Here is a 19,684-nt window from a genome sequence, read left to right as displayed (position 1 = left end):
GCCGACACGCTGTTGCGCCGCCGTTCGTCGGCTCTCGCCGTCGATCGTCGTTCATCGACTCCCACCCCTGTCGTACAGCAGTTGCGCGCGACAGTCGTTACAGTACTCGAAGATGCTCCCGGACGCGCTCGGCGCGATACCGGCCACGACCTCGCCGACTTCCTCCTGAATCTTCTGCGCCGATTGCTCGCTCGTAAACGGCGTGCCGCAGTGTCGGCACTCGAGCATCGAGCCCTCGAACACCTCGGTCCAGACGGAATCTTTGCCGTCGCGGTTCTCCGGGAGCAGGGACAGGTCGAGGCCGTCGCGCATCGTGATGACGTCCTCGACGCAGCCCTCCTCGCAGAGGCCGCAGTTGACGCAGCGCTCGTGGTTGAACTCCAGCGTCGCGGTCTCCTCGTTTCGACGGATCGCGTCGGTCGGACAGAGGTTCGAGCACGTCGGCGTGAACGTACAGCCGTCGCCGACCTCCATCCGGCCGAAGTCCTTCAGGCCGCGGATCACCTCCCGATCGGGGTCGACGTGGTCGAGGATCGCCCGCACGCTCTCCAAGGTCCAGCCGTGACTGTCGAACGGCGGATTGTCCCGATCGGCGTCGCCGGACGCAGTCCGGCTGTTCGCGGAACGTGGTTCCGCGCTGTCGATCCCGCCCGTCGCCTCGTGTCCGCCGGCGGGAATCGGCGATTCGGGGAGATCGCCGGCGAAGGTCGTGATCTCTTCGACGAACGCCTCGTGGTCGGCCGGATCGGGCGCGAAGAAGCCGACGCGTTCGCCGAGGCCAAGGTTCGCGGTCGCGCGGTTGAGCCGATCGACGAGGTCCGCCTTCGGGTCCGGCCCGGAGTGCAGGCAGTCGCCGCCGCAGCCGACGATCGCGACGCCGTCGGCGCCGCAGGCGAGCGCGTGCATCGCGTGGGCCTCGCCGACGGTGTCGGTGCAGTTCACGCGCACCGGGAGGATCGGCGGGTACTCGACCTCGGCCTTGCCCGCGGCCGAAAGCCGGCCGTACTCGGCGAGCGCGTCGTCGGCCCGCTCGGAGCAGACGAAGGCCACGATCGCCGGATCGAGGTCGGACCCCGATCGATCGAGGAGCCAGCCGCCCTCCCCGTCGGCCGGCACCAGGAGCGCCTCGACCTCGCGGGCGAGGCGCTCGTTCGACGGTTCGCGGAGCATCGTCGCGCCCGTCGGGCAGGAACTCGTACAGGCCCCGCAGTTCTGGCAGGCCGCTTTGTCGAACTCGACCTCGTCGATCCGCGATCGTTCCACCGCGTCGTGGGGACAGGCCTCGACGCACTCGTTACAGCCCATCTGGCTGGAGTCGCCGGCCGCGCAGACGTCCATCTCGAGGTCGAGGTGGTCGGGCTTCTCGATCCCGCCGAGGTGCTTCCTGACGGCCGAGATCGTCGACGCGTCGATCGGCGCGGTGTAGAACCCGATCCGGCCGCCGCGGGTCCGGCGATCGGCGGCCGGGTAGACGATCTGGTCGAACTCGAGGCTGCGCCGGGTGCCGTTCAGCTCGATCGCGTCAGTGGGACAGACGTCGGTCCACCCACCGTCGGGCGCCTCGGGATCGATGTCGACGGGGTAGCGTGTGACCTGTCCGTCCGGACCCTCGTGGACGCACTTCATACAGGAGATGCAGTCCTCGGTGACGCGGGACGCCAGGCGGACGGTAAAGTCGCCGTAGCGCCCCTCCACGTCGACGACCCGTCCGCGTTCGATCGTCACGTCGTCGAGGTTGGCGGCCGCGTCGACGTACTCTTCCCCATCTGCGATCAGGGTGACGTCGGCGTCGTCGGCCAGCGCCGCGGCGGTCTCGGGATCGGCCACGACCGCGACCTCGTCGCCGGCCTCCCGAGAGATCGATCTCCCGATCGATTCGGCCTCCAGTCCCGCGTACCGAGCGTTGACCATTCGAGCCGTCTTGGCCGTGGCGCCGGCCTCGTCGTGGACCCAGCCGGCGCGCTCGCGCTGATCGACGAACGAGACCGCGTCCGGACGCAGCCCCTGTTGTTCGGCGACTCGTCTGAGCTTCCGCTGTGCTCCGCTCTCCGGGCAGGTGACGATCAACTGATCGAGGTCGAACTCCTCGATCACCTGTTCCATCGCGGGGAGGCCGTCCTGACAGAGCAGACTCGAACTCGCCGCGACGTCGACGTCGTCGATCCCCTCCCTGGCCCCCTCCAGGTCGATGTCGCACGTGTCGGCGCACGAACACACGAAACTCCCGACCTTCATCCCATCGTGCTATACCGTGGCACGACAATAGCGTTGCGTCAGGAAGTGGTGAATATCACTCCAGGTCAAAGGAATTAATCATACATGACTAACACAGTGTTACTTTGCTAGCTACTCCCCTAGTCGAGAGATAATTTTCCGCGAAATGTTCGAAGCAAATATTGATGAGGGTCAGCGGGGAAGTTGCCGCCATGCGAGTGGGTAACACTACCACCGTATTAGTTGATGTCACCGTGGGGACATCACGGGTGTGGACAGGTGAACGCGCGGGAGGTCCGCCGTCATGAGCGCGGACGCGGAGCCGGTGACGATCGACCTCGATCGGCGATCGTTCATGAAGGCGAGCGCGCTCGCCGGCGGGCTGTTCCTCGGCGGGGGCGTCGCCGGACACGTGCTCGGCCAGGACGAAGACGAGGAGACCGACGGCGTTCACGACGACGCCGACACGTCGAAGGTCATCTGCAACTACTGCGCCGTCGGCTGCGGCTTCAAGGCGGTCAAGGAGGGCAACTCCTTTACCGCGATGGAGCCGTGGTTCGAGAATCCGATCAACAACGGCTCGCTCTGTTCGAAGGGCGCCGGGATCCTCGAGACGGAGCACTCGCCGAAGCGGCTCAAGCACCCGATGCGCAAGGTCGACGGCGAGTGGCAGAAGGTCACCTGGAACGAGGCCTACCGGGAGATCGCCGACACCTGGGAGCAGACGATCGACGAGTACAGCCGCGAGAGCGTCATGCTGCTGGGAAGCGCCCACCACGCCAACGAGGAGGCCTATGCCATCCGAAAGCTGGCTGCGTTCATGGGCACGAACAACGTCGACCACCAGGCGCGGATCTGCCACTCGCCGACCGTGACCGGCCTCGCCAACACGTGGGGCTTCGGCGCGATGACGAACACGATCAACGACTATCGCAACTTCGACCTGCTCATCATCCTCGGGCAGAACCCGGCGGAGTCCCATCCGATCGCGATGCAGCACATCTTGGAGGGACAGGCCCGCGGCGGGACGATCGTCTCGATCGATCCCCGGTACACGAAGACGTCGGCCCACGCCGACTACTTCTACCGGCTGCGGCCGGGGACGGACGTCGCGCTGGTCATGGGGCTGCTCAACTACGTCCGGGAGCAGGACGGACTCAACGACGAGTTCCTCGGCGATCGCGTGATGGGCTGGCCCGACGCCGAAGCGGAACTCGACCAGTACGACCTGGAGACGGTCTCGGACATCACCTGGCTCGACGTCGAACAACTGGAGGAAATCGGCGACCTGATCGTCGAAAATGCGCCCCAGATCCAGGTCGAGTGGGCGATGGGCGGCACCCAGCACAACAACGGGACGCAGAACATCCGCTCGTACGCGCTGTTCAGTCTGGCGACGGGGAGCGCGGCCCGATCGGGCGGCGGCCTGCAGGTCATGCGCGGGCACGCGAACGTGCAGGGCGCGACGGACCTCGGCGTGGACGCGAGCATTCTGCCGGGCTACTACGGCGTCGACTCGCCGGGATCGTGGGAGCACTGGGCGGACGTCTGGGACCGGAGCCCGTGGACCAGCGGGAGCACGTCGTTCCAGGAGCTGTACGATACGTTCGAGATGATGCCGGAGGGCATGTGGCAGGGGATGGAGACGCCGGCCGAGGTCGAGGCGGGCGGTGCGGGCGTCGACGTCGAGGAGCAAGAAGAGGGTGAAGGAGGCGAAGGCGAGGAGAGCGCTGGCGGCCAGGGAAACGAGGAAGAGGGTGAAGGATCGGGCGAAGACGAAGACGAGGGGCTGGCGGAGGAGGCCCCGATCGACGACGTCAGCCAGCGATCGATGATGTTCCAGATCGGGATGACCGTCGCCCGGTGGTACGAGGGCGCGCTCCAGCAGGAGAATCGACTACTCGATTCGAACCTCTACCAGCCCGAGCCGCTGAAGATGGCGTTCTTCTGGGGGCACTCGGCGAACTCCATCAGCGAGATGGGCAAGATGAAGCAGGCGATGGAGTCGCTCGACCTGCTCGTCGTCGTCGACGTCTTCCCCGCCGTCGCCGGGACGCTCCCCGACGACGCGAACGTCCTCCTGCTGCCGGCGTCCAGCCAGTACGAGCACGTCCGCTCGGTGACGAACTCGCACCGATCGGTCCAGTGGAGCGAAGCCGTCGGATCGCCGGCGCACAACTCCCGCCCGGATCTCCGGATCATGCAAGAACTGGCCCACCACATGGGATTCGGCGAACATTTCGACTGGGGGTCCGGTCCCGAGATCTACAACGGGCGGAGTACCTACGAGGACGCCCTCCGCGAGATCAACCTCGGGGTGCGATCGATCGGCTACCAGCAGTCGCCCGAGAAGCTCCAGCAGCACGCGGAGTACGACTGGGCGTTCAGCACCGAGGATCTGCGGGCCGAAAACACCGGAACGCCGGTCGACGGCGACTACTGGATGCTGCCGTGGCCCTACTGGGGTGGCGACCATCCCGGCTCGCCGATCATCTGGACCAAGGAGGCCGACCCGCGCGACGGCGGTCACGACTTCCGCGAGAACTGGGGAGTCCGGGCGCCGACGCAGGAGGAGTGGAACGAACTGAACATCGACAAGGAGTATCCGCTCCAACAGACGTACGAGCAGCAAGGCGAGGAGGGTCTCTCCCTGATCGCCGGGTCGTTCGAGGCGCCGTGGTGGGACGACCAGGAGGTAAACGGCGTGCCGTCGTACCCGAACTACTCGACCATGCTCCCGGACGATCCGTCGAACGCGTCGACGCAGACGCTGCCCGTCCAGTACGCCCTCGACGAGGGGGAGTCGGTGTACACCGCCGCCCAGGCGCTCGTCGAGGAGTACGGCGACGAGGTCGATATCGATCCGGCCGCCTACGAGGAGTACGACTACGCCCAGCCCGATCCGCCGACCGGCCGGGGGCAGGCCCGCGCGGTCGTCTGGAACTTCCTCGACACGGTCCCGGTCCACCGAGAACCCGTCGAGAGTCCGCGGCCGGACCTCGCCGAGCAGTGGCCGGCCAACGGCGAACAGGTCAACTTCTGGCGACTCGACCAGAACAACGCGACCGTCCAGCAGCGGGCGACGGAGGCCGTGCACACCCAACTCGGCAGCGACGAGGGGGACGGTCGGACCGTGATCCTCACGTCCGGCCGCCAGGTCGAGCACCAGGGCGGCGGCGCCGAGACGCGGAACAACGAGTACACCGCCGATCGCCAGCCGCACATGTACGCCGAGATCAGTCCCGGCCTCGCCGAGGAACTCGATATCGTCGGGGGCGACGATCACGTGGTCGTCACCTCGGCCGACAAGGGATCGATCCTCGTGAAGGCGAAGGTGACGAACCGGGTCAACGAGGAGGAGGTCTTTCTCCCCTATCACTGGGGCGGCGTCTTCCACGGCGAAAATCGATCCGGCAACTGGCCCGACGGCACGGAACCGCTGGCGATCGGCGAGAGCGCGAACATTATCACGCCGAGCGGGTTCGACGCCGAGACCCAGATGCAGGAGACGAAATCGGGCGTCGTCCACGTGCAGAAGGCGACCCAGCAGGTGGTCGAGGATCTGAACATGGAGTTCATCGACTACCCGCAGGACGAGATCGGCCTCGGGACGCAAAAGCGATACGACGTCCGCGAGTGGGACATGATGAACGGGGGTGAGCAACTGTGACACAGGAAGGACCATCCGGAGACGTGATGAGCCAGGGCGTGATGAGCACGGGCGAGGGGATGCGGATCTTCCCCGACGTCGAGGCCTGCATCGACTGCGGGGGCTGCGTCGTCGCCTGCAAACGCACCTGGGACCGCGAGATCCAGAACCAGCGCATCGACATCACGACCATGGCCGAGGGGATCGCGGGACCGCAGGGGGAGAACGCCGCCAAGGTCGATCCGCTGATCGCCGGCGAGAATCCCGGCGAGACGAGCCTGCCGATGCAGTGTTACCACTGCGAGAACGCACCGTGCGTCTCGGTCTGTCCGACGAACGCGCTCCAGAAGGAGGAGGACGGGTTCGTGACGGTGCAAGACGACCTCTGCGTCGGCTGCCAGTACTGCCTCTCGGGCTGTCCGTTCGGCGCGCCGCAGTTCCCCGACAGCAACGACGGCTCGGCCCAGCTCTTCGGCACCGGCGGCATCATGGACAAGTGCACCGGCTGTCGCCCGCGCCAGGAAGCGGGCAAGGGACCCGCCTGCGCCGAGGAGTGCGCGACCGATGCGATCCTCGTCGGCAGCGCGGGGGAAATCTCGGACGAACTCGAGAAGCGCGGCAGCGGCTCGTTCTTCAACGACCAGGCCATGGAGATAATCTTCGGCGAGGAAGACGCCCAGCTCTTCCAGGACTACAACCCAGACCAATGAGCGACGATCGACCTCCGGACGACCCCGACGATCGCGCCGACGGGCCGACGGCCCCGGACGACGACTCGCCAGCAGACGAACCGCGCGAACGCGACGCGCCCGGCGATCGTCGCGATGACGATCCGTCCCCGGACGCCCCGCGCGACGGAGAGATCGACGGCGGATACGGCGACGATCGCCGACAGGAGCGTGCGGACGACGAACGCGCTCCGGACCCCGATCAACCGAACGAAGCCGAGACGGAGACTCAGGACGGCTCGAATCGAGTCGCGTTCTGGACCAGCGCCCTGATCGCGCTCGTCCTCGCGGTCGGCGCGATCGCGCTCGTGTCGGGCCGGGCCCCGTTCTTCGAGAACGTCTTGCGCGTTCGGCCGACCGTCGAGGGCGGCGGCGTGGGCGCCGACTGGGTCGTCGGTAATACGGGGCCGCTTCTCGACCTGGCGATCGCGCTGGTCCACCTCGCCGACGTCGTCATGGGGATCTTCATCCTCGTGATGGTGTTCATTCACTGGGCGGCGTTCCGTCGCCTCGCAGCCCGGATGCAACCGCCGGAGCGGGCGACGCGATCGGGGGAGACGACTGCCGCCACGGACGGCGGCGAACGGACCCGTGGGCCCCTCGATCGCGACCGGTCCGACCGAGAGCCAGCCGACGATCGCTCCGGTAGCGGGGGTGAGCCGTCGTGACGAACCTCGATCACGGCAAGTTCTCGCGGGTCACCACGATGTTCCACTCGCTGCTGGCGCTGACGGTGTTCGTTCTCTTTTTCACCGGCTACGCCATCGCGTTCAACACCGAACTGTGGTGGATGGTCGAACTGATGGGCGGCAACCGGGGCGTGCTCTCGATCCACCGCCTCGCTGGCTTCGCGCTGATCCTCTTGACCGGGTTCTGGGTGCCCTACATGCTCATCCGATCGGCGAGTCGATCGAACTTCCGCGAGGTACTTCCGGACCTTCGGGCGGACGCGGCGGCGTTCGTCCAGGACGTCAAGTTCGCGCTCGGGCGGGCCGACGAGCGCCACCCCAACGCGCGGCAGTTCGCGGGCTACAAGGCCGACGAGGTGCCGCTGCTCTCCTACGTCGGGAAGGGCGTCATCTGGATCTTCACGGTCGAACTACTCTTGCTGATGATCTCGGGGCTGCTCATCTGGCGCAAGACCTGGCTGATCGACTTCTATAACTCCCAGTCGGTCGCGATGGCGTTCGTCGCCTTCCACGGCCTGCTCGGTGTCATCATGCTGATGGGCGTGCTGTTTCACACCTTCGAGCACGGGTTCCACCCCGCGTTCTACCCCATCGAGATGAAGGCGTTCCTGCCGAAAGACCAGACGCCGAACTTCCACGGCAATCCGGACGAGTATGAGACGACGGGGATCGAACGCCTTCGGCTCAGACCATCGTGGCGCTGGGCGACAAACGTCGTCGCCGTGCTCGTCGTCGTCGGTATCGTCAGCGTGCTCGTGGCCAGCCTCGACTACGGCGGCTACCCCGTCCCGGAGACGCTGGCGTTCAACGAAGGCAGCGTCCTGCGGACGATCGGGATCAACATCGGGATGTTCGTGTTGCTCCTCGGTCTGTTGCTCTCGGTGTACGGGAACGTGCTCCGGGCGCGCTACCTGCGCCAGCGTCGGGAGCGAGCCGCGACCGGGACGACCGCCGCCGACGGCGGCGAACCGGCTTCCCGGGACGAACCCGGCACGAGCGGCACTGACGACGGGTGAACCCGCGATCCTCGGTTTCGCCGATCGTCGGACTTCCGGTGCCGGTCGACGCCCTCGACCGATCGCTCGCGTCGAAGCGCTAACCGGTGCGTCGGGGGTTTACGGGACTGGACGCCGTACGCTATCACATGGCGAGTATCCTGTACTCGATCTACGCGATCGCGGTGTTGATCGTCGCCGTCGGCGGCCTTCTCGGCGTCGCGTTCGGCACGCCCGACCTCGACGGCGACTCCGGGTACCGATACGAGGCGCTTTCGATCGTCGCCGCGCTGTTCGTCCTCGCGATGATCGCGTCGTTCGTGCTGTAGTCAATCGGTGACAAATCACCGGCGATCGACGACGATCGGCGGTCGGAACCGCGACGGCCGCGACGAACGCTTTCGAGAGCGGAGGACGCAAACGGCTGCAGCCCCTGAAGGAAGTATGGACGACTCGAACCGCGAGCCCGCGCTCGCCCCCTCAGCCGCCGAGGATCAGGCAGGTCCCGAACCGGACGAGACGAGGACGGCGACGTTCGGCATGGGCTGCTTCTGGGGCCCCGACGCCCGGTTCGGCGCGATCGAGGGCGTCGTCCGGACTCGCGTCGGGTACGCCGGCGGCACGACGCCGGATCCGAGCTACTACTCGCTCGGCGACCACACCGAGGTCGTCCAGGTCGAGTACGATCCCGACGCGCTGTCCTACGACGATCTGCTGGACGTCTTCTGGTCGAATCACGCCTGGTCGTCGCCGACGCACAAGCGCCAGTACCGCAGCGTCGTCCTCGCGCACGACGACGACCAGTTCGAGACGGCCCGGAGGCGGCGGACGGCGCTCGAAGAGCGGGCCGGGACGTCGGCCGAGACCGCGATCGAGGCCCTCGACGGGTTCACCCTCGCCGAACCGTACCACCAGAAGTACGAACTGCGATCGACGCCGGTCGTCGGCGACGAACTCGCGGCCCTCTACGGGGATTCGTTCGTCGATTCGGCGGTCGTCGCGCGGCTCAACGGGTTCGTCGCCGGCCACGGCGACCCGGAGCGACACCGAGAGTGGCTGGCTCGACTGGACCTGCCGCCGAACGTCGTGTCGGAACTCCGGCGGCGAATCGACGGGATCGACGGTCGCGCCGATCGATCGACTCGAGAGTGATCGGCGATCCGAGACGGCGCGGGACGGATTCGTCGCTGCGTCGGATCGATCGACACAGCTGTCTTCGGGGGAGCGCCGATCGGCGGAGAACGATCACGGCGCGGGGTGAGAAGTTATGCTACTCCTTATCGTAGTTTTGCTCGATGGGGAGATGACGACGATCTGCGCGAACTGTGGCGAAGAGCTCCCGACCAGCCGGTACCACATCTACTTGGCGACGGACGAGGTCGTGGAGGTCGCCCTCTGCGAGGGGTGTCGGTACAAGTTCGTCACCGCGGACTGGGTTCAGGCCGTGGTTTAAGGGCCGTCGGCGGCGCTACCGGTAGTGACGATAGCGGGCGCTGCGACCGTGCAGATCGATTCGAGCCGATACTGCGAGCAAAAGAAGCGATCGGGCACTCAAAACCCGGCATACCGAGCGGTTAGGCGTGCTGGAGTTCGTGGATGCTCACCCAGTGCGCGCTGAACTCCGCCTCATGGTCGCTGGCGTACTTGTTGGCGTCGGCCCAGTCGGCGACCTCGCGGTCCAGGTCGCAGCTGTCGCACCGTAGTTTGTATGTCATGATCTATAATACTACGGGAACGGCCTTAAGCGTTCGTCGCGCGGGTGCACCCGAGCGATCGACCCCGCTCCCGGATCCGTCGCTCACGGCGATACGTCGCGAATTCGAATCCCGTACTCCTCGGGCACGTCGTCGATCGCGACGCGGATCTTCAGGACCGCGACGCCCGGCTCGTCGGCTTTCGCCTCCATGACCGCGACTTGGTCGCGCTCGAACGACGCGTTGCCGGTCTTGACCTCGCAGTGGTACTCGCGGAGCGTCGCCCCCGTCGACTCGCGGACCGCCTCGGCGACGACGTCGGGGAGCCAGCTCGCCCGCCGCCCGTCGGCGAGCCGCTCGGTCACGAGCGACGGCTCGCGGAGCCGGACCCGCACCTCGTCCACCTCCAGACCGAGATCCTCCCGCACGTAGTAGGTCAGCGCCGGCGGGTTCGTCCGCGGCGTCGTCACGAGCGCCTGCCCGATCGCCCCGTACTGGTTCGCCGCCGGCTGGAATCGCCACGTTTCGGCGTCGGGATCGATCGGCGTCGCAGTGCGTCGCTCGGGCTGGGCTACCAGGTAGGCGTCCGCCGGCGTCTCGTCCTGCGGCGCGACGGCCTGGAGTCGCACCCGAACCTTGCCCCTCTCCGAACATCGCGCGGCGATCGACTCCGCATCGGCCCGCGAGTCGCACTCGAGCAGCCGTCCCCGGTCGCTTGCGATCGCCTCGACCGCGCTGTTTCGCTCCCGGGCGCTCGATTTGAGCTCGAGGACGAACGGCTCGTCGGAGGATCGATCGGCCGTGGTGTCGAAACGATCGTCGGAGCCGTCGAACTGCGTCAGATTCGTCTGATCCCTATCACGAGCCATCGCGATCACTGTCGTTCGGCGCCAGCAGCACGCCGTACACCTCTCACGGCGGGTATCTGAACGTGGCGATCGGCAATTCCATAGGCATCGATCGGTCGTGATCGTCACTTCGATCGAACGACGATCGAGGGGGTCAACCAAGTTGGCTGGAGAACGCCCGCCACTCATCGCCCTCGAAGACATCGTCATTGGCTACGACAGCGACAAGAGGAACATCTCCGACGAAGACACGCGAACGTATCTGGGGAGGCGGTAACGTGGTCTCAGAATATAGAACGCACAATCGTTAAGCGAAGCTACTGCCGACGTAGTTCATGTCCGAGCCAGCCTTTCTTATCGGTAATTCAGTGTCGCTCCGCACGGTTGAAGAAGAAGATGTGGAGTTCATCCACGAAACAGTCAACTCTTCCGAGATCTGGAAGACGATGCAGCCATCCAGACCATACTCCCTGAACGAAATTCGCTCCATCTTCTCTCCGGATTCGGAATCATCGTCCACCGTTCGCTTCCTCGTCACCACTGAGGCGGAGCCCGTTGGCTTAGTCGGATTTTCAGAGGTGAACGAGACCGCAGGCGTTGCGGAACCAAGTTGTTGGATACATCCGGACTACTCCGGCGAAGGCTACGGAACCGAGGCTGCCAAACTGCTCATCAAGTACGGGTTTGACCACTGTCGGCTTCACAAGTTCGTAGCAGAGGTCATCGAGTTTAATGAACCAGCCCGACACCTTTTGGAGAAGATCGGGTTCGTCGAGGAAGGGAGGCAACGAGAGCAAGATTTCGTCGATGGTGAATACCACGACTGTATCTCGTACGGATTACTCGTCTCTGAGTGGCAACAGCGTCGATAACGTTTGGTCCGCTGGTTCGATTCCAGCGTGCGTCATCCCGTCCATCTGGTCACTTCGGATCAATCGAACCGGATGACCCTCGTCGAGACGCTCACGGCTTCGCCGTTCGCTGTTCCGTGGCGCGGCGCGCCACACTGCGCTCGTCGATCGTTGTTCCGTTAGAAATGGATTGGGGCAGATTTGAACCACGCCGAGACGTGCTCGCTACGCTGCGCGCGTCTCGTCTAGTTTAAATCGCCCGTAACGATTTTTGACGACGGGTTCTGTTGAAACCCTCAACAGCTGACGTATTCTGAGTGCTCTACGGTCAGTACAGGATATGCATTGTTCACTATCTTCGGAAGCTGTCACAAGAAAGGTTATAATGTACGTATGAAAACACCATCCTGTGAACGATCAACCTGCTGTCTTCGCTAAAGGATTAACAAAGCAATATGGCGAGACTACCGCCATCAGTGGTCTAGATCTTTCTATCCCAAGTGGATCGGTCTACGGATTTCTTGGGCCGAACGGCGCAGGGAAAACCACGACGATGCGAATGTTAACCGGGCTTACACGGCCAACCAAGGGAGCCGGTTCCGTTGCTGGCGTCTCGATCACGGACCGAGACGGCCTCCGCACCCACATCGGATACTTACCCGAGGAACCACCACTGTACGACCACGCGACGGCCTACGAACAGCTCGAATACGCCGCCGGTCTCCGCGATCTCCCCGCGGAAGCGGCACGTGACCGAATCAATGTACTCCTCAACAAACTGGATCTCACGGCAGATGCCGACACGCGGATCGCGGACTATTCGAAGGGAATGCGGCAGAAAACCGCCTACATACAGGCCGTCCTCCACGAACCCAATGTGGTCTTCCTTGACGAACCCACGTCCGGGCTGGATCCACGCGCTGCACGGACGCTCCGGGAGATGATTACGGAACTCGCCAACGCGGGAACGACCGTCTTCCTCTCGACGCATATCCTCCCTGTTGTCGAAGAGGTCGCTGACACGGTCGGAATCCTCTACGATGGAGAGTTGGTCGCTGAAGGTTCGCCCGCTAATCTCGAACGCCGCGCAGAGACTGGTGAGACGCGCTCGCTGGAGGATGCTTTCCTCGAACTCACGACCGACGAGCGCGGCACCGCAGGAGAGACGGACAGTGAGGCCAGCGCCGCCGATACCGCTGACCAGAGGGTCGTTGAGGAGAATACCGATGGCTGAATCGGGCTGGCTCGGGCATGCCATTCGGATGGGCTGGTTCGACTATCAGCGTTCTGTCCGGGCGATTCGGGAAGACACTGGTCGGCTGATCTTGATGGCTGGCGGTGTAGGTTTCATGACGCTCCTGCTAACGGGATTCGCGGTCCTGTTCGTTCCGGAACTCCGGGGGACGGATCCAGAGTTCTCGATAAATCGGATCGTCAGAGGAACGCTCGCCATGCTCTGGGTGTTTGGGACGTTCATGCTCGCGCAGCGGACGACGACGGCGCATAGTAAACCGGTCGCCGATGCGTTCGTGCTGACGACCGTCTCACCTAGAACCGCCGTCGTCGGGGGCATCGTCGCCGAGAGCCTGCGAGTGCTGACGTATGTGTTCCCGGTCGGCCTCCTCCTCGCCATTTCCGGGGCATACGCCTTCAGTGCACCACTGACCCTTCTGGCAGTCTCGCTGGTCGGCAGTCTGTACGTCGCCAGCGCGGTTACGGCCGGTCGCCTGCTGGGGTATTGTGCTGCATGGCTTGTGGCCAACGTGCCGTTCGTTGCTCGTCACAAGGGCGTGCTGGGCGGGACGGTTGTGATGCTGTTTTTCGGCATCTACTTCCTGTTCCAAGTACCGCAACTGCCTATCTCGATCAGTCCAGCCACGCTCGGAGTGATTCCGACTGGGTGGCTCGCAGACTTACTGGCGGTTGGCACGCCCATCGGCTGGTCATCGACACACGCTCTCGGGGGAGTGGTCGCGGTTAGCGTGGTGCTCATCGGTGGAAGCTGGCTTTCCGAGCGTATTGCCACCTCGTTCTGGTTTGGCGAGTCGATCACCGTTTCTGATACTGGCAAAACTTCCGTCTCCACCCGCACGGAGGGCGATCAGCGAGCCCTTGAGCGGGCCATCAGCCCCCTCGGCGTCCCGTTCATCACCGGTCCAACCCGTCACGTTGCTGAATGGTCTCTGTTGCGAGCCCGTCGGGAACCTCAGCGGTTAAACTTCCTGCTGATCCCGGTATTCGGTGGCGGCTCAGCATTAGTGAATATGATGCTACAGGGGTCCGGCTCGCTCGCAATACTGGGACCAGCCATCGCCGTGTTGCTTGGGTGGACCGCCGGCGCTGCGTTCGGTCTCAACCCGTTCGGCGACGAGGGAGCCGTCCTGCCGACAACCCTGACCGCCGTTTCGGGTCGGGCGTTCGTCCGCGGACTCATCGCCCCGAGTCTGCTGTTCGCGCCTGTCGTCACCGTTGTCACGCTTGTGACGGCACTCGTAGGGGGATACGGACTACTGGCGGCGATAGCGCTGACACTGATCGGATGCTTCCTCACCGTTGTCGGGACGACACTCGCACCGATAGTCGGGATGTGGTTCCCGCGCTACAGTGCCATCCGCATCGGCAACAGCGACGGAGTACGACCACCCCGGTTGCTCGCGGGTGTGCTTCACGTTGTGTTGATGTGGCTTCCCGGCGCGGCGCTGGTTGGACTCGTGGCAGCACCGGAGTTGGTGAGGCTGGCGCTCTCTGGGATCGGTTACATTCCGGGATTCATTCTCGGATTAGTCGCCAGCGGAGGAGTACTCACCACCCTCGCGTCGTCGCTGAACGACGCTGGCGCGACAATTCAGGGGCTCCCGCTCACTGCCTTCCGGAGTGGATTCGGCATACTGCTGGTTTTCGGTGGACTACTGGTCGCTTGGCGCGCCTATCGTGGAGCGATACGAAGGTTCGAGACCCACGAACTGCACTGACAGCGCACGAGTGCTATACCACTGGCGCGACACAGGGGGATAAGAGATCGACAAAGGACGGGGTACTCCACTCGAGTCGATATTCGCGTTCATTGTACACGTGGGTGCGGTTGTGCTACCGTGGCGTTCGGGTCGTTGTTCACCATGAACCCTCTCAACGATGGGGGCGCGGTGTTGGTTCTCGGTGTGCTGATGCTGTGGATAGCAGCGATGGGTCTGTACTCGCTGTACGCTGATACGGCAGTCGGTCTCTTTTGGGGTGGGTTCTTTACGTTCATCAGCGGAACTCTCTTCGCTATTGCGGTTATTGTCCAGAGTTTCGTTCGCTAAAGTGGTCACCGTGGAATCCCCCATCAAATCTATGATCGATTTGGTAATTGACCGTAGAAACGATCGGGATTTGAAGACCTTCTGTAACCGAGTTCGGCTGGTCAGTGCGCATGTGTAGTGAGCGTACGTTTCGCGCTCAAATACATTTGAAGAATAGGGTTTCAACAGAGCCTGACAACGAGGACTCCTCGCTCCGCTTGTCGTCGTTGCGTCGTCAAAAATGGGTTGGGGCAGATTTGAACTTCGCCGAGACGTGCTCGCTACGCTGTGCGCGACTCGTCTAGTTCAAATCTCCCTACCGTCACGATCCTGTCGCTCGCGAATTTGCTCGCGACAGAAGTAGTGGGTTGGGGCAGATTTGAACTGCCGGCCTCCTCCATGTCAAGGAGGTGTCATAACCAGACTAGACCACCAACCCGCCTGGTTTCGCTCGCATCCGCGGCGCATCGCGCCACGTTGTCTGCACTCGTTCGTTGCCGGCCACCGTAATTGAAGGTTTCGAATCGGGCGCCGTACGCGAGTCCGAACCACGGGCCCTCCGACAACCTTAAGGTGATGTACTGATTTGGGCATTATAAGACAACAACGTACATTGGTGTCCACTATGAAGGAGTACGTCACACGCGTTACCGACGGGGAGGATCTCACACAGACGGAGGCCTGCGCGGCCTCGGCGGCCGTGTTCGAGGACGCGACCGAGGCGCAGATCGGCGCGCTCCTGGCCGCACTTCGCGCGAAAGGCGAGACGGAAGCCGAGATCGCCGGCTTCGCCGAGGGAATGCGCGCTGCCGCCCGCACGATCGAGCCCGATCGCGAGCCGCTGGTCGACACCTGCGGGACGGGCGGCGACGACTACGACACGATCAACGTCTCGACGACGAGCGCGATGGTCGCCGCGGGAGCGGGCGTGCCGGTCGCCAAGCACGGCAACTACTCCGTTTCCTCCTCGTCGGGCAGTTCCGACGTGCTCGAGGAACTCGGCGTTAGGCTCGACGCCGATCCCGACGCGGTCGAGCGATCGATCGAGGCGCGCGGCATCGGCTACATGCACGCGCCCGCGTTCCACCCCGCGATGAAGGCCGTCATCGGCCCGCGCCGGGAACTCGCGATGCGGACGATCTTCAACGTGCTCGGACCGCTGACGAACCCCGCGGGCGCCAGCGCCCAGGTCGTCGGCGTCTACGACCCGGACCTGGCGCCGGTCCTCGCGAACGCGCTCGCCCGCATGGACACCGAGCGAGCGCTGGTCGTCCACGGCGCCGGGACGGACGAGATCGCCATCCACGGCGAGACCACCGTCGCGGAGGTCGACGGTGAGAACGTCGAGACCTACGCGATCGAACCCGCCGACCTCGGCCTCGAGGAACACGACATCGGGGACATCGCGGGCGGAGCGCCCGAAGCGAACGCGGCCGACCTCCGCGGCATCGTCGAGGGCGACGTGACCGGCGCGAAACGGGACGTCATCCTCGCGAACGCCGGCGCCGCGGTCTACGTCGCGGGCGAGGCGGACTCCCTCGAAGCGGGCGCCGACGCCGCGCTCGAGGCGATCGAGTCCGGCGACGCGGCGGCGAAACTGGACCTGCTCCGGACCGGCCAAGCGCCCGAAACCGTCGAGGCGGAGGGACGATGACTCGATGACGCGAGTGAAGGTCTGCGGCCTGACGACCGACGACGACCTCGCGATCGCGGTCGACGCGGGCGCCGACGCCGTCGGGATCGTCTGCGACGTGCCGGTCGAGACGCCCCGCGAGGTGTCGACCCAGCGGGCCGAGACGCTCGCCGCGTCCGTCCCGCCGTTCGTGACGAGCGTCCTCGTCACGATGCCCGAGAGCGCCGCGGCGGCGATCGATCTCGTCGAAGCGGTCGGCCCGGACGCGGTACAGGTCCACGGCACCCTCGATCCCGACGAACTCGCCGAAGTTCGATCGAGCGTCGCCGCGTCGGTGCTGTTCGCGATCGACGCCGAGGGCGCCGCCGACGTGGCGACCGTCGAGCGCTACGACGAGGTCGCCGACGCGCTGCTCGTCGACTCGACGAGCGAGGACGGCGGCGGGGGAACGGGCGAGACTCACGACTGGAATCGAACCCGGACGATCGCGGCCGACCTCGACTCGCCGCTGATCCTCGCGGGCGGGCTGACCCCCGAGAACGTCGCCGAAGCCGTCCGCACCGTCGAGCCGTTCGCCGTCGACGTCGCAAGCGGCGTCGAGCGCGACGGGGGAACCAAGGATCCGGACGCGGTCCGATCGTTCGTCGAACGCGCGACGACCGCCGATCGCCAGCTCCGCCCGGAATCACCATGACCGACTCCGATACGTCCGACACTCCGGATGCTCCCGACGCCCCGCCGCTCGATATCGATCGCGACGCCTTCCGCGAACACGCGGGCGGCCGCGAGGATCGCCCGGCGGTCGTCCGCGCCGTCACCACCCTCGACGTCGAGACGACGCCGCTGGCCGCCTACGCCGCGCTCACCGGCCGATCGCCGTCGAGCGATCGCGACCGATCGCCGTACGCGTTCCTGCTCGAGAGCGCCGAGAAGACGGCCTCGAGCGATCCCGACGGCGCGTTCCGGCCGAGTTCCGCCGACGCCGAGCGCCACGCCCGCTTCTCCTACGTCGGGTACGACCCCGAAGCGGTCGTGACGGTCGGTCCCGAGGGGACGACCGTGAAGGCGCTCTCCGAGAACGCGCCGATCGACCTGATCGAGACGGGCGTCGACGGCGATACGGTCGATACGCTCCGGGGCGCGATGCCGGACGTTCGCCTCGCCAACCTGCCGGAGCACGACCGCCAGCACCTCGAAGGAGGACTCGTCGGCTTTCTCGCCTACGACGCCGTCTACGACCTCTGGCTCGAGGAGGTCGGCCTCGAGCGACCCGAGTCGCGCTTCCCCGACGCGCAGTTCGTCCTGACGACGAAAACGCTGGCCTTCGACGATCGCGAGGAGACGATCTCGCTGATCTTCACGCCGGTGATCGAGGCCGGCGACGACCCCGACGCCATCTACGATCGATTGCGCGCCGAAGCTGCGGCCGTCGCGGAGACGCTCCGCGGCGCCGAACCCCCCGAAACCGGGGGATTCGTCCGCGAACAGGAGATCGCCGGCCAGCGAGACGAGTACGAGGAGAGCGTCCGCCGGGCCAAAGAACACGTCCTCGACGGCGACATTTACCAGGGCGTCGTCTCCCGCACGCGGGAGCTCTACGGGCGGGTCGATCCGCTCGGCTTCTACGAGGCGATGCGCGACGTGAACCCGTCGCCGTACATGTACCTGCTCGAGCACGGCGACCTGACCGTCGTCGGCGCGAGTCCCGAGACGCTCGTCTCCGTTCGCGGGCGGGAGGTCATGTCGAACCCGATCGCCGGCACCTGCGATCGAGGCTCGAGCCCCGTCGAGGACCGGCGACTCGCCGGCGAGATGCTGGCCGACGGGAAGGAACGCGCCGAGCACACGATGCTGGTCGACCTCGCGCGAAACGACGTCCGCCGCGTCTCCGAGCCCGGAACCGTCCGGGTCGACGAGTTCATGAACGTCCTGAAGTACAGCCACGTCCAGCACATCGAGTCGACGGTGACCGGCGAACTCGCTGCGGACGCCGACGCGTTCGACGCCACGCGGGCGTCGTTCCCCGCCGGGACGCTCTCCGGCGCCCCGAAGATCCGGGCGATGGAGATCATCGACGCCCTCGAAACCGAGTCCCGCGGCCTTTACGGCGGCGGCGTCGGCTACTACTCGTGGTGCGGCGACGCCGATTTCGCGATCGTGATTCGGACCGCAGCAGTAGAGAACGAACGTGATCGCGATCGGATCACGGTCCAGGCCGGCGCCGGCCTGGTGGCGGACAGCGACCCCGCCGCGGAGTACGAGGAGACCGAGAAAAAGATGGGCGGCGTCCTCGCCGCGCTCGAAGCGATCGAGCGCGAGGACGACGCGGAGGGCGAGCGGGCCGACGACGAACCGATCGCGTCGAACCCGGAGGTGGGCCGATGAGGAGCCGATTGGCCGACGAGGAATGCGAGCGAGACGAGACGGGCGACGACCACGCCGCGGCCGGGACGGCAGCGGTGGACGCCCTCCGGGTCCTGTTCGTCGACAACTACGACTCGTTCACCTACAACCTCGTCGAGTACGTCAGCCAGCTCCCCGGAACCGAAACCGAGATCCTGAAGAACACGGCGTCGCTCGACGACGTCCGGGCGGTCGATCCCGACGCGATCGTCGTCAGTCCCGGCCCCGGCCACCCGAAGAACGATCGGGACGTCGGCGTGACGAGAGACGTGCTCCGCGACGTCAGCCCCGAGGTGCCGACCCTGGGCGTCTGTCTCGGCCTCGAAGCCGCGGTCTACGAGTACGGTGGCACCGTCGGCCGGGCGCCGGAGCCGATCCACGGCAAGGCCTCGGCGGTCGAGCACGACGGCGCCGGCGTCTTCGACGGCCTCGAACAGGGCTTTCGCGCGGGTCGGTATCACTCGCTCGTCGCGACCGAGGTGCCGGACTGCTTCGAAGTAACGGCGACGGCCGAACACGACGGTGAAACCCTCGTGATGGGCGTTCGCCACCGGGAGTATCCGATCGAGTGCGTGCAGTTCCACCCGGAGAGCGTCCTCACGGCCGCGGGTCACGACGTGATCGAAAACTTCCTCGACTCGATCGCGGGCGTTCCGTGAACCGTAACGGGGCCACGCCCCGAGGTATCGCCGGTGTTTC

17 protein-coding genes and 1 tRNA gene are annotated in these 19,684 nt (G+C 65.4%); 14 read left to right on the top strand and 4 right to left on the bottom strand.

What is annotated here, in order from left to right; translation table 11 throughout:
- Positions 1-51: 51 nt before the first annotated feature.
- Entirely contained in the window at positions 52-2,235 is a 2,184-nt protein-coding gene (locus MUH00_RS18470) for a hydrogenase iron-sulfur subunit (RefSeq protein WP_247001144.1), read from the bottom strand.
- Between the two features lie 283 nt (positions 2,236-2,518).
- On the opposite strand from MUH00_RS18470, the gene MUH00_RS18465 reads away from it, so the two are divergent.
- The 7 genes from MUH00_RS18465 (at position 2,519) to MUH00_RS18435 (ending at position 9,728) form a co-directional block, all read left to right on the top strand.
- Positions 2,519-5,884 (top strand): molybdopterin-dependent oxidoreductase, encoded by a 3,366-nt coding sequence (locus MUH00_RS18465; RefSeq protein ID WP_247001142.1) that lies wholly within the window; start codon positions 2,519-2,521, stop codon positions 5,882-5,884.
- A gap of 26 nt (positions 5,885-5,910) precedes the next feature.
- Positions 5,911-6,573: a 4Fe-4S dicluster domain-containing protein gene (locus MUH00_RS18460; RefSeq protein ID WP_247004012.1), complete on the top strand. Its 663-nt coding sequence runs from the start codon at positions 5,911-5,913 to the stop codon at positions 6,571-6,573.
- Positions 6,570-7,259 (top strand): hypothetical protein, encoded by a 690-nt coding sequence (locus MUH00_RS18455; RefSeq protein WP_247001140.1) that lies wholly within the window; start codon positions 6,570-6,572, stop codon positions 7,257-7,259. The genes MUH00_RS18460 and MUH00_RS18455 overlap by 4 nt, the downstream gene beginning before the upstream one ends.
- On the top strand, positions 7,256-8,296 hold the full coding sequence (locus MUH00_RS18450; RefSeq protein ID WP_247001137.1) for a cytochrome b/b6 domain-containing protein: 1,041 nt from the start codon (positions 7,256-7,258) through the stop codon (positions 8,294-8,296). Before MUH00_RS18455 ends, MUH00_RS18450 begins: the two co-directional genes overlap by 4 nt.
- Positions 8,297-8,424: 128 nt before the next feature.
- Positions 8,425-8,604: a hypothetical protein gene (locus MUH00_RS18445; protein ID WP_247001135.1), complete on the top strand. Its 180-nt coding sequence runs from the start codon at positions 8,425-8,427 to the stop codon at positions 8,602-8,604.
- 115 nt (positions 8,605-8,719) lie between these two features.
- Positions 8,720-9,427, top strand: a complete 708-nt coding sequence (gene msrA, locus MUH00_RS18440; RefSeq protein WP_247001133.1) for a peptide-methionine (S)-S-oxide reductase MsrA — start codon at positions 8,720-8,722, stop codon at positions 9,425-9,427.
- 115 nt (positions 9,428-9,542) lie between these two features.
- Positions 9,543-9,728, top strand: coding sequence for a hypothetical protein (locus MUH00_RS18435; RefSeq protein ID WP_247004090.1), 186 nt, complete (start codon positions 9,543-9,545; stop codon positions 9,726-9,728).
- Positions 9,729-9,849: 121 nt separating this feature from the next.
- On the opposite strand, the gene MUH00_RS18430 is transcribed toward MUH00_RS18435, so the two are convergent.
- Positions 9,850-9,990 carry a hypothetical protein gene (locus tag MUH00_RS18430; RefSeq protein WP_247001131.1) on the bottom strand — a complete coding sequence of 47 codons (141 nt, stop codon included), beginning with the start codon at positions 9,988-9,990 and terminating at the stop codon, positions 9,850-9,852.
- 83 nt (positions 9,991-10,073) lie between these two features.
- Complete coding sequence (locus tag MUH00_RS18425; RefSeq protein WP_247001129.1) at positions 10,074-10,838, bottom strand: DUF8081 domain-containing protein; 765 nt, start codon at positions 10,836-10,838, stop codon at positions 10,074-10,076.
- Between the two features lie 314 nt (positions 10,839-11,152).
- On the opposite strand from MUH00_RS18425, the gene MUH00_RS18420 reads away from it, so the two are divergent.
- From MUH00_RS18420 to MUH00_RS18410, 3 genes are all read left to right on the top strand, one after another.
- Positions 11,153-11,689: a GNAT family N-acetyltransferase gene (locus MUH00_RS18420; protein WP_247001126.1), complete on the top strand. Its 537-nt coding sequence runs from the start codon at positions 11,153-11,155 to the stop codon at positions 11,687-11,689.
- A 388-nt stretch (positions 11,690-12,077) separates the two neighbouring features.
- Complete coding sequence (locus MUH00_RS18415) at positions 12,078-12,902, top strand: ABC transporter ATP-binding protein (RefSeq protein WP_247001124.1); 825 nt, start codon at positions 12,078-12,080, stop codon at positions 12,900-12,902.
- A gap of 115 nt (positions 12,903-13,017) precedes the next feature.
- The gene (locus MUH00_RS18410; protein WP_247001122.1) at positions 13,018-14,640 is read left to right on the top strand and encodes a hypothetical protein; all 1,623 of its coding nucleotides are present in this window, start codon (positions 13,018-13,020) and stop codon (positions 14,638-14,640) included.
- A gap of 673 nt (positions 14,641-15,313) precedes the next feature.
- On the opposite strand, the gene MUH00_RS18405 is transcribed toward MUH00_RS18410, so the two are convergent.
- Positions 15,314-15,388 (bottom strand) — tRNA-Val (locus MUH00_RS18405).
- Between the two features lie 186 nt (positions 15,389-15,574).
- Between MUH00_RS18405 and trpD the strand changes: the two genes are divergently transcribed.
- From trpD to trpG, 4 genes are read left to right on the top strand one after another with little or no spacing between them, the layout of a single operon-like run.
- On the top strand, positions 15,575-16,603 hold the full coding sequence (gene trpD, locus MUH00_RS18400) for an anthranilate phosphoribosyltransferase (protein WP_247001121.1): 1,029 nt from the start codon (positions 15,575-15,577) through the stop codon (positions 16,601-16,603).
- A gap of 4 nt (positions 16,604-16,607) precedes the next feature.
- Entirely contained in the window at positions 16,608-17,276 is a 669-nt protein-coding gene (locus MUH00_RS18395; protein ID WP_247001119.1) for a phosphoribosylanthranilate isomerase, read from the top strand.
- The gene (gene trpE / locus MUH00_RS18390; RefSeq protein ID WP_247001117.1) at positions 17,273-18,967 is read left to right on the top strand and encodes an anthranilate synthase component I; all 1,695 of its coding nucleotides are present in this window, start codon (positions 17,273-17,275) and stop codon (positions 18,965-18,967) included. Before MUH00_RS18395 ends, trpE begins: the two co-directional genes overlap by 4 nt.
- The gene (gene trpG, locus MUH00_RS18385; protein ID WP_247001115.1) at positions 18,964-19,644 is read left to right on the top strand and encodes an anthranilate synthase component II; all 681 of its coding nucleotides are present in this window, start codon (positions 18,964-18,966) and stop codon (positions 19,642-19,644) included. The genes trpE and trpG overlap by 4 nt, the downstream gene beginning before the upstream one ends.
- The last annotated feature ends 40 nt before the right edge of the window (positions 19,645-19,684 follow it).

The organism is Halosolutus gelatinilyticus (genome assembly GCF_023028105.1).
GTDB classification, from domain to species: Archaea; Halobacteriota; Halobacteria; order Halobacteriales; family Natrialbaceae; genus Halosolutus; species Halosolutus gelatinilyticus.
This window is presented reverse-complemented; position numbering and strand designations above follow the sequence as displayed.